This is a genomic window from Novosphingobium album (ex Liu et al. 2023) (assembly GCF_029076845.1).
In the GTDB taxonomy this organism is placed as follows: domain Bacteria; phylum Pseudomonadota; class Alphaproteobacteria; order Sphingomonadales; family Sphingomonadaceae; genus Novosphingobium.
The window spans coordinates 1-10,772 of record NZ_JARESE010000069.1 but is presented as its reverse complement, the minus strand read 5'-3'; the positions used below and the strand labels follow the sequence as shown (position 1 = coordinate 10,772).

Here is a 10,772-nt window from a genome sequence, read left to right as displayed (position 1 = left end):
GGGGTGGTGCGCTGGCGGCTGATCGATCTGGCCCAGTGGCTCCATGACGAATTTGCGGTCTCGCTTGATGAGACCACCATCAGCCGCGAGTTGAAGAAGCTGGGCTACGTGAAGCTCACCGCGCGGCCTCGCCATCATGCCCAGAACGAGCATGCCATGGAGGCATTCAAAAGGGGGGCTTCGCTGCCGAGCTGGCAAAGGTCAGGGCAACCCTCCCAAAGGGCACGCCCATAGAGATATGGTTCCAGGACGAAGCCCACGTTGGACAAAAGAACAAGATCACGCGGCGCTGGGCGAGACGCGGGACCCGGCCTTCGGCACCGAAAGACCAACGGACCAAATCGGCCTACATCTTTGGCGCGATCTGCCCGGAACAGGGCAAGGCGGCCGGGCTCGTCCTGCCCTTCTGCAACACCGAGACCATGGCACTGCACCTTGCTGAAATATCGCTCGCCATCGCGCCGGGCGCTCACGCGGTCGTGCTGATGGATCAGGCCGGATGGCACACCACCGACAAGCTCGAAGTCCCCGGCAACATCACCATTATCGCCCTCCCGGCCAAATGTCCCGAACTCAACCCGGTCGATAACATCTGGCAGTTCATGCGCGACAACTGGCTCTCCAACCGCGTCTTCACCTCCTACGACAACATCATCGACCACTGCTGCCAGGCTTGGAACAAACTCGTCGACCAACCCTGGCACATCATGACAATCGGTCGACGGAAATGGGCACGTGGGTCATGATCAATGCAGGTTGGTATTACACGCGGGTTTGCAATGACCACGGAGTGGCCTGCTGCCGGTTTGGTGGACACCGAGATAAGCTCATTCAGGCGACCCCAGCTTCTCGTTCGAAGTCGATAGGACTGAGGTAACCCAGTGTCGAGTGACGCCGGTTCCCCATCAGTGCCTTCAACTGGACGAGACAACATCACTTCATCATCTTGCCATGTCCTGTCCATCCGGTGCACGTTGGGCGGATGAGCGAGGTTGGCGAAAATAGCAGAGACGGTGAGTGGTTGACGGCCGGTCCACGGGCCATTTTGCGCGTTCCTGAAGTGTTGATGGCCGTGGCGTCCGAGCTTGAGGGTTGTAGCTTTACCGAACTGCGTGATCGACTGGAGCTGCCCAAGTCGAGCTTGCACCGTCTGCTGCGCACGCTCGAACACGGTGGCTACCTGCACCAGAAATCAGGCTGTTATGTTCTCGGTCCTCAAGCCGAGCAATTAGCTCGGAAGCTTAGCCAGGCGCTGCCAACGGAGGACTTGCCTGCCACGTCGCGTCCCACGATTGAATGGTTGGCGCGTGAAACAGGTGAGTCGGTCATGCTCGGTGTTCCGACGCGCGATGGAAATGAGATCTTCTATGTCGAGGTGATCAATTCGGCTACGCCACTTCGCTTTACCGTGCCGCTGGGCCACAAGCGCCCACTCTATGCCGCAGCCTCTGGCCAGGTGGTCCTCGCCCACCGCTCACGCGAAGAACTAACCCGATATCTGGCCGAAACCGAGTTCCAACAACTGACTCGCGAGACACTGAGCAGGGAACAACTGCTCGCTCAGCTGGCAAGAGTGCGGGAACGTGGCGTCGTTTTGGACCGGAACGGCAGCTTCATGGGCGCCAGTGCTGTCGCCAGCCCGTGCTGTGACAAGAATGGCGACGTGAAAAGTGCCATTTCAATTGCTGGGCCTACTGAGCGGATTGAGCAGGCTTTGGATCATCTTTTCCGATTAAGTCTTGAAGCAGGAGAAAAGATCTCGCGCCTGCTTGGCTATACTGGGCCTTATCCGCCAAGGGTTTAAGGGCTCCACATTTGCAATTCCGCAACACTGCAACCTCGCTGGTTCGCCCGGCGAGGCGCTGAAACTTGCTCATTGACAATCCGACTTCAAGGCGGTTATCTCACATATGAGACAGGTTCCAAATAGAGAACTGACGCTGTGAGCATCACGGCAAGAGAGGAAGCAGGGAAGATGAACACAACCTTCAGATGGATGTTGCTCGGGGGCTGCGCCGCGGTGCTGATTACGCCGCAGGCCTTTGCGCAGGATACTGCAGGCGCTGAATCGCAGTCTGCGGAAACAACTTCAGCCGAAGGTTTTGGGGAAATCCTTGTCACCGCCCGCCGTCGGGCCGAATCGCTTCAGGACGTGCCGGTGGCAGTCTCGGTAGTCTCGTCCGCTACCCTGGAAAATAATCTCGCGACCGATCTTACCAAGGTCGCCGAATTGGCCCCGCAGGTCATCATCGGCCGCCAGACCGTCGGCACCGGCGCGGTCATCGGGATACGGGGTATCAGCTCGACCGCCACAGATCCCGGCCTTGACCAGAGCGTAGCGGTGGCGATCGACAATGTGGTTCTAAGCCGCGGCCGAATTGTCACCACTGCAATGTTTGACCTCGCCCAGGTGGAGGTGCTGGAAGGTCCTCAGGCACTGTTTTTCGGCAAGAACTCGCCCGCCGGTGTTATCTCGGTAACCAGCGCCAATCCGACCAGCACGCTTGAGGGCTATATCCGCGCCGGTTACGAATTCACTGCCGACGAACGCTATCTCGAAGGCGCGATTTCCGGGCCGATCACCGATACACTAACTGCTCGCTTTGCGCTGCGCGCCAGCGACCAGGAAGGCTGGATGCGCAACGTCGCCGATCCGGTGCAACTCCCCGGACGACCCGGTGTCTTCGCCGCGGGCGCCAACAATGGAAGGCGCCAGCCGGCAGGGCAGAACTATGCCGGCCGCCTTACGCTGCGCTGGGAGCCATCAGACGATTTCGACGCGACGCTGAAGGTATTGGCCAGCTACGAGGACATCAACACCTCAACCGGTTATGCAGAATCGTTCTGCGCGGGCGGCCAGACCGTGCCGACCGCGCTGGGCGCACCCCTGCCTTCAGGCGACTGCAAAAAGGACCGGATCAAATCAGAAGGCGGCCTGCCGCCCCAATTTGCCGTCAACTATCCCAACGGGAACAATGGAGTTCCGCGATTCAAGACCGATGCCGTGCTCGCCTCGCTAAACATGAACAAGAAGCTGGGCGAGGTGACGCTGACGTCAACCACTGGCTACTACAAACAGGATTTCACCGACAATCGTAACGGCGACTTTACGCCCTACGCCCTCATCTGGGCTGGTCAGGAAGAGAATTACGAACTCTTCACCCAGGAACTGCGCCTTACGTCCGATTTCGAAGATCCGCTCAACTTCATGGTAGGCGCATATTTCGAGGATTCCTCCCGCTTCTTCGGCAATTACCCCGACCTGTTTCATGCCGGCCTGAACGTCGCAGCACAGAATTATACCACGGTCGAAACACTGGCTAATGCCGACAATCGCAGTTGGTCGGTATTTGGCCAGCTCAGCTGGAAGATCATTCCGACAGTCGAGCTTTCGGGGGGCGCACGCTACTCGAACGACCGGAAAAGGCAGGACATTGTAAACGACACGGTGGGTGTCAGCACCTTGCCGTTCCGTCCGGCCGGCAGCGTCCTGACTTCGCGCTTCACTGACGACAACATATCGCCCGAAGTGACGCTGAGCTGGAAGCCCTCTCCGGGGCAACTGATCTACGGCGCCTACAAGAGCGGCTACAAGTCGGGCGCAATTTCCACAGCTGCGCTGTTGCTCGCCTCTGCGACACCCGAGAATGTGCAAGTCGGCTCGGAAACGGCCGAGGGCTTTGAGGTCGGTTATAAGGGCGACCTCTTCAACGGGCGGCTGCGAATGAATGTCACCGCCTACACGTACCGGTTTGACGATCTGCAGCTCGGCACCTTCGATCCAACTACGGTGAGCTTCCGCATCCAGAATGCGGCGGCGGCTCGAACCAAGGGTGTATCAGGTTCCGCCAGCCTACTGGTCACCGACGATTTCACTCTGCGCGCCAATGCCGGCTACAACCGGGCCCGTTACATCAACTTCGCTGACGCGCAGTGCTATCCCGGCCAGACTCTAGCTGCGGGCTGCGTGGGCGGACGGCAGAACCTAAGCGGCGAGCGCCTTGTCCGTGCACCAGAGTTCGTGTTCAACGTGGGCGCAGACTATTCCATGCCTCTGGGCGGCTGGAAAGCCGACCTGTCGGCCGATGCCACCCGCAGCTCCAGTTACGACACATCCGCCGACAATGCACCCGGCGGTATCCAGGATGCTTACTGGAGGCTCAATGCGTCGGTACACCTTTCGCCTGAAGATGAGCGCTTCCGCCTTTCGGTGATCGGCCGCAACCTCACCAATTCCTATTATCTCGTGTCGACATCCGGTCGTCCGGCAGGAACCACCAACGAGTTTATCGGCGTCTTCAACCGCCCGCGCGAAGTCGTGGTGCAGGCCGAATACCGTTTCTGAACGTAACTGGGCAGGCGCCAGCGGCGGCCTGCACCTGAGGAGTGATTTATGTCCCGTGCAAAGCTGGTATATCGGCCCGACGAATTCCCAGGGCCAGTGGGTAACGAGAAGCGCGAGCAGATCGACGCGCTCTTCGAGCATATGAAGGGCTTTGCCGGAAAGCCCGAAATCCCGGGCACCGCCGGCGCCTTCGCTATCGTTGCGCGTGATCCCAAGCTGGCGCTGCTTCTGCTGCAGGTCAGCGATTACATGACGCGCGAATGCCCCTGGACGACCGACCGCAAGGATCTGCGCCAGTTGATGATCCAGACGCTCAACTGGCATTTCAAATGCGACTTCAACTTCCAGTCGCACCTTAGCAGTGCCGAACGTGACGGCATCAGCGCCGAGTTGCAGGCCGCCATTCCCTACTGGGAAGTGACGACGATCTTCAACGAAGAACAGTTGCTGGTCATCGAATACACGCTGGCAGCCTGCAAGGGCGAGGTAACGGACGAGTTGTTCGCCCGCGTTTCCAAGCGGTTCGGCGAAGGCGGCGCATTGGAAATTACCAATGGGGTCGCGTGGTGGGCCTTCTGGGCGATCGTGGCGGGCGCAGTGCGTCCCGCCCATGATTTTGGATATTCCACGCCATCCAAATCAGCAGCTTGATCAGCAGCCATGAAGATCTTCACGGCCGCCAATTCCAACTTCGGTGCGCGCGTGGCAATCGCTGCCCGCGCCAAGGGCATCGACCTTGAGGAAGCCACGCCTCCTCAAGGAGGGCTGCGGTCGGAAACGTTTCTGGCGATCAATCCGGTCGCCAAGATACCGGTCCTGATGCTCGACGATGGCGTCGTCCTGCCGGAATCAGATACGATCCTGCGCTATCTCGACGCCCAGTTTCCACTGCCAGGCCTCTACCCGGTACAAGCAGGGAAGCGCGCGCTTGTTGAGCGGGCATCGCGTTTCATGGACTATTACGTGATGGCGCCGGTAATCCGGCTATTTCCCCATCTCAACCCGGCAACGCGGGATCCCAATGTAGTCGAGAGCGAAATCTCGCGCTGGCGCGATGGCCTGGCCACGCTTGCACATTTTATGCGTGAGCCGCTGCCCGAAGCACCCGCCGGAGTGTCGTTTGCCGACTGCGTGCTCGCACCTTCGCTGCACCTTTGCACCCGCATTGCCGCAATGCTGGGTCTGCCGAATGACCCGGTGACAGAGCACGACGCCCTTGTTGCCTACTGCCGCGCAGCGGCGCGGCACCCCGTCATCGGTCCGGTGCTTGAATCCCTCACCCATGCGCAAGAGGCAAAAGACCTGCAATCCGACCTGCCATCACTCGTAGCGCGGCACCGAGCGATTACTGAATCTCCCATTTCTGAAATTCGCTGACTGGAGCAATACGTAATGACCTGCACTGTCCCCGAGCGCATCATCGATCTGATTCAGGCCGAAGGCGTCGACACCATTTTCGGGATTCCCGATCCCAGCTTTTTCGCAATGTTCCTTGAAGCCGAGAAGCGCGGGATGAACCTTGTTGCCCCGCACCACGAACAAGGCGGGGCACTGATGGCGGACGGCCTCTATCGGTTGACTGGCAAGCCCGGGGTCATGGGTATCAACAAAGGGCCGGGCGTAGCCAATGTCGCGGCAGGCGCCGCCTATCTCGCCAAGGAAAATGTACCCGCCGTCTTCATCATGGCGCAGCGTCACCGCCTCTATGAACAGCGGGTGCGGCGCGGCAAGATGCAGTATATGCCGCAGATACCGATCTTCGAGGGGGTGATGAAATACTGCGGGGTTATCGAATATCCCGAACAGGTGGACGAGATTTTCCACGAAGCCTTCCGGCAGGCAATGAGCGGCGTACCGGGCCCGACCTTTATCGAACTGCCCTTAAGCGTCATGCAGGCACAGCTCGATCTGCCGCCCGCGCCGCTGCCGCACCGCTATCGTCTTTTCCGCCAACACGCCGGCACTCCCGAAGTGGCCGAGGCGGTGTCGCTCCTCCAGAAGGCAAAGCATCCCGTTCTGCTGGTCGGCCAGGGAGCGATGGCCTCACGCGCACATGCCTCGGTCAAGGCGCTCTCCGACAAGTTGGGCGCCCCGGTCATCCAGACCACCGCGGTAGAAGCCGTAATCGAGGGTCTTGATGAACGAACCTTCCCCTATGGCAGCGAGGTCGCCAACGAGGTGGTCGACAAAGCTGATGTGGTCGTCGCAATCGGCACCGAAATCGGCGAGCCGATGCACTATGGCCGCGGCCGCCACTGGGCGCGCGGCGATGCTGACCGGAAGTGGATTTACATCGAGCGTGATCCCACCGCGATCGGCGTCAACCGTCCTATCGATGTACCGCTGGTCGGCAACCTGATTGACATCGTGCCGCAGCTGACAGATGCGCTTGGCTCCGTCCGCCGCGACCTGCCCGCTGACCTCCCGAGATGGACGGCCGAACATGAGAAAGCGCGGCAGAATTTGTTTGCCTCGGCCTCTGCCGCCTCCGTGCCGATACACACGGCCCGCCTGACCATGGAAGCAACCAAGGTGTTGCCCAAGGATGCGGTAGTGGTGCGCGACGGCGGCGCCTCAACCATGTGGTTCTCCGCCTTCATGCAGTTCCTGCCGCGCGACGCGATGTGGAATTCCAACTACGGCGCAATCGGTCCCGGCCTCCCCTATGCGCTTGGAGCGCAGATGGGTGTTGGCAATAGCCGGCGCGTGGTTCTGCTCACCGGGGATTCCTCTTTCATGTTCCACATCGCTGAGATTGAAACGGCGGTGCGCAAGAATCTGCCGATCATCTGCATCGTGGCGGTGGATCATGCCTGGGGCATTGAAGTTGCATCCTACAAGGCCAATTACGGCGCCGATACCACCGCCCCAGAGGCGCGTTGGGGGAAGGCCGTCCGCTTTGACAAGGCTGCCGAGGCCTTTGGCGCGCATGGAGAATATGTCGAGAAGGCCGAGGACATCGGGCCGGCAGTCGAAAGGGCGCTCGCATCGGGCAAGCCGGCCATCATCCATGTCGTGATCGACAGTGAGGCGAACAGCAGCTTCGTGGGCATCCCGGGCTTCACCGAGTTCCGCACCTGGTACGGCGAGGACGGCGACAACCTGGGCTTCGCAGGCACGCCGTCCGCTCCTGCCGCCGCTTCATCTGCAGCTGGTTCATCGGACAAGCCGATGGACAAAGGCTCGGGTTACTGAACGGAAAAGATCCAATGGCTGACAACTCGGTTTTCTTCATCGTCGGCGGCACTGGCACTCAGGGTGGCTTTACCGCGCGTCACTTGCTCAAGGCCGGTGCCCGGGTGCGGGCACTGGTACGCAACCCATCGTCCGAAAAGGCACAGCAGTTGGCTTCGCTCGGCGCCGAACTGGTGCAAGGCGACCTCAATGATGCGGAGGCGTTGGTCCCGGCGCTGGAAGGCGTTGCAGGCATCTTTTCAGTGCAACGACCCGATGACGGCACCGACTCCGAACTTCGTCACGGACTGGGACTGGTCGCTGCGGCGAAGCGGGCCGGCCTTCCTCATTTCGTTCACTCATCGGTCTGCCAGGTCGATGAGCGCGAGGATTTTCCGGGTTGGGCCGCAGGCCGCTGGAACCAGAAATACTGGACCGACAAATGGGCGATTGAAGAGGCGGTGCGCGATGCGGGCTTCGCGCGGTGGACCATCCTTCGCCCCTCCTTCATCCTCCAGAACCTGTTGCCGCCCAAAGCGCCGGTACTCTACCCGCAACTTGCTCAAGGCGAGCTGCTTGCCCCGATCAACGCCGATGCGGCCGTGCAGCTGATCGCTGGCGAGGATATTGGCCGGTTCGGCGCTGCAGCGCTTCTCCATCCAGCCCGGTTCGACCGCGAGACGATTGAACTGTCTGCCGAAACCATGACGATCGGCGAGATGGCCGCGACGCTCGGCAAGGCACTTGACGTTGAAGTGCGCGCGAAGGCGGTTGGGCCGGATGAAGCGCTGGCGGCGGGCATGCCCGCGCCCTGGGTCCGCTCGCAGGAATGGATCAACGAAGCGGGCTACCATGTCGATGAAACGCTTCTTCCTGCCTACGGGGTGCCGTTGATGTCATTCGCCTCGTGGATATCTGCGCATCGGGACGAATTCGCCATTCGATCATTCAGTTCATCAGGGTAGGCTGCACGTGGAAACAACACCGGGAGCCGGGACCAGAGGATGACCTATCTACGCGAGTTCGCGAAAAACTGGCAGGCGCTTACCGCAGCCTGCCTTGGCCTGATCGCAGGCACGATCAGCAACTATGTCAGCAATCTTTTCTCTCCGGAGCTGGTTGAGGAGTTCGGTTGGGAGAGGTCGCAATTCGCGCTGGTGGGACTGACGGTCGTCATCGCGGCAATCTTCCTGCCCATCGTCGGGCGGCTGGCGGACCGGCATGGAATGCGACGCATCGCAATTGTCGGTGTAGTCGGCCTTCCGCTGGTCTTTACCGGTCTTGGGCTGCAGCAGGGCAGCTTCGCGGTTTTCTTCATGCTCAGCCTTGCGCAGATGCTGATAATTTCTGCTTTGGCGGGAATAGTCGTCTACAACAGGCTCATCGTGCGAAGCTTTGATCGCGCGCGGGGCCTTGCATTGGGTGTCGCATCCTGTGCGCCAGCCCTGGCGGCGGCAATAGGATCGCCGCTGCTTTCGTATTTCATCAACGCCTATGGCTGGCGGCAGGGTTACTTCCTGATGGCATTCATCACTGCCGTGATCGGCGGCGCGGCAATGGCGACGATCCCGCGTGGCTTCGAGGATCGTAACCCGAATCCGGTAGTGTCCGGTGCCGCGGCACGAGACTATGGCGAAATCTTTCGTGATCGCGCCTTCCTGATCATTTTCGGCGCAATGCTATTCTGCAATATCCATTTTACCATGCAGACCACGCAGCTGAAGCTGATTCTCCTCGACATCGGGATGGGTTCTGCAACAAGCTCGGCGATGATCTCGTCCTTTGCAGTGGGCGTCATCATCGGGCGGATCGTGTGCGGCATCGCGCTGGACCGTTTCCCGCCCCGGATCGTCGCCGCCATCTGTTTCCTGATCCCAAGTATCGGCCTGATGACCCTGTCCGCGGGCGTGCCGAGCGTTCCGCTCACCGCCTTTGCGGTAATGAGCCTCGGCTTCTCGCTGGGCGCCGAGGGCGACATCGCCGCCTATCTTGTTACGCGATATTTCAGACCGGGTCTTTTCAGCACCATCCTCGGGTTGTTCGCCGCGGCCATGGCGTGTTCGGCGCTCGTCGGTGCGCTTATCCTGAGCCGAACCGTCGCCGCCACCGGAAGCTATAGTCTGTTTCTGGGCATTGCTGCGACCACCATGTTCCTCGGCAGCCTTAGCTTCCTGTTCCTGCGCCCCGCGCACGGAGGTCACGCAGCCACGTCCGCACCGGGCCCGTTGGTGGAAGCTGGTTAAGCCCTATGGCCAGGGCGGCGGATACGGACCTTCATAGCCCATAATCCGCGAAATCCGTATCCCCGCATCGCGAACACGCGGCGCGATCGGGACGGGGCTTTCGTCCATTCGTTCGTTGGGGCCGGCAACCACCACTGCCGCAAAGACCTGGCCGTCACGATCGAAAATCGGACTAGCGGTTGCGCCCGCGCCGACGAAATGTCCGTCCCGGTCATGAATAACCCCGGCCTTGCGAACCCGCTCGAGCATCGCGTCAATCTGGTCGCGCCGGGTGGTGAAGGGGGTAATGGCCTCAAACGCCACTTGCTCGATATAGCGTTTCTGCTCTTCTGGCGGCAGGAAGGCAAGAACGGCTTTCCCCGTCGCCGAACTATAGAGCGGGCGGTGGTCGCCGGCTGGCACCGCATATTGCAGCGGCGATTCCGCGACGATCACATCGGCATAGACAATCTCCTGGCGCAGGTCTGATAGCTTTCCCAGGATGACTGTCTCGTTCGTTTCCTTTGCCAGCCATTCAAGCACTGGGCGCGCCGATTGCGGAAATTCAATGGTGGGTGCGCTTTTGCCGATTAGCCGGGACAGACGATAACTCTCAGGGCCTAGCACGAAGCCATCAGCTTGCTCTGCCAGAAAGCCGCTCGCTTCCAACGTCCGTAAGAGGCGATGCAAGCTTGCGCGCGGCAAGTTCAGATTCGCAGTCAGTTGCCGCAAGGCCTGCGGCCTTGGCGATTGCGCTACCGACATGAGAATTTCCAGAACCCTCAAACCGGCTCCGGCTGCTGCCGTTTCGCTGTCCCGCTGTTTCAGCTCCACCCTTGTTTCGCTTCCCAATCCTGCCATTTCAAGGCGCCGGTTAAACTCAATAAACAAGAAAATATAAGTCACCAGCTAAGTCATACGATCCGTCCACGGGCGCGAGTGCGGGGAAGAAGTTCGCGAGTAGCGCGCTAGGGTCAGGACTCATTGGTCATAGCCAGAAGATGACGGTGGCGGCGAGCGCGATGGCGGAG

At 60.3% G+C, this 10,772-nt stretch carries 8 protein-coding genes and 1 pseudogene; 8 read left to right on the top strand and 1 reads right to left on the bottom strand.

Annotated features, from left to right (window positions below; translation table 11 throughout):
• The 8 genes and pseudogenes from PYV00_RS19730 to PYV00_RS19695 all read left to right on the top strand — a co-directional run.
• Positions 1-746 (top strand): annotated as a pseudogene (locus PYV00_RS19730) (IS630 family transposase); the annotation flags it as partial.
• 236 nt (positions 747-982) lie between these two features.
• On the top strand, positions 983-1,804 hold the full coding sequence (locus tag PYV00_RS19725) for an IclR family transcriptional regulator (protein ID WP_275230032.1): 822 nt from the start codon (positions 983-985) through the stop codon (positions 1,802-1,804).
• Between the two features lie 171 nt (positions 1,805-1,975).
• Positions 1,976-4,345 (top strand): TonB-dependent receptor, encoded by a 2,370-nt coding sequence (locus PYV00_RS19720; protein WP_275230031.1) that lies wholly within the window; start codon positions 1,976-1,978, stop codon positions 4,343-4,345.
• Between the two features lie 48 nt (positions 4,346-4,393).
• A complete protein-coding gene (locus PYV00_RS19715; protein WP_275230030.1) occupies positions 4,394-4,996 on the top strand; it encodes a carboxymuconolactone decarboxylase family protein in 603 nt (200 codons plus the stop codon).
• 9 nt (positions 4,997-5,005) lie between these two features.
• Positions 5,006-5,722 carry a glutathione S-transferase family protein gene (locus tag PYV00_RS19710; RefSeq protein ID WP_275230029.1) on the top strand — a complete coding sequence of 239 codons (717 nt, stop codon included), beginning with the start codon at positions 5,006-5,008 and terminating at the stop codon, positions 5,720-5,722.
• A gap of 15 nt (positions 5,723-5,737) precedes the next feature.
• Entirely contained in the window at positions 5,738-7,540 is a 1,803-nt protein-coding gene (locus PYV00_RS19705) for a thiamine pyrophosphate-binding protein (RefSeq protein WP_275230028.1), read from the top strand.
• A gap of 14 nt (positions 7,541-7,554) precedes the next feature.
• Positions 7,555-8,484, top strand: coding sequence for an NmrA/HSCARG family protein (locus tag PYV00_RS19700; protein WP_275230027.1), 930 nt, complete (start codon positions 7,555-7,557; stop codon positions 8,482-8,484).
• A 39-nt stretch (positions 8,485-8,523) separates the two neighbouring features.
• On the top strand, positions 8,524-9,762 hold the full coding sequence (locus tag PYV00_RS19695) for an MFS transporter (RefSeq protein WP_275230026.1): 1,239 nt from the start codon (positions 8,524-8,526) through the stop codon (positions 9,760-9,762).
• A gap of 3 nt (positions 9,763-9,765) precedes the next feature.
• Here the strand turns inward: PYV00_RS19695 and PYV00_RS19690 are convergent, their stop codons facing one another.
• On the bottom strand, positions 9,766-10,647 hold the full coding sequence (locus PYV00_RS19690) for an IclR family transcriptional regulator (RefSeq protein WP_275230025.1): 882 nt from the start codon (positions 10,645-10,647) through the stop codon (positions 9,766-9,768).
• Positions 10,648-10,772: the final 125 nt, after the last annotated feature.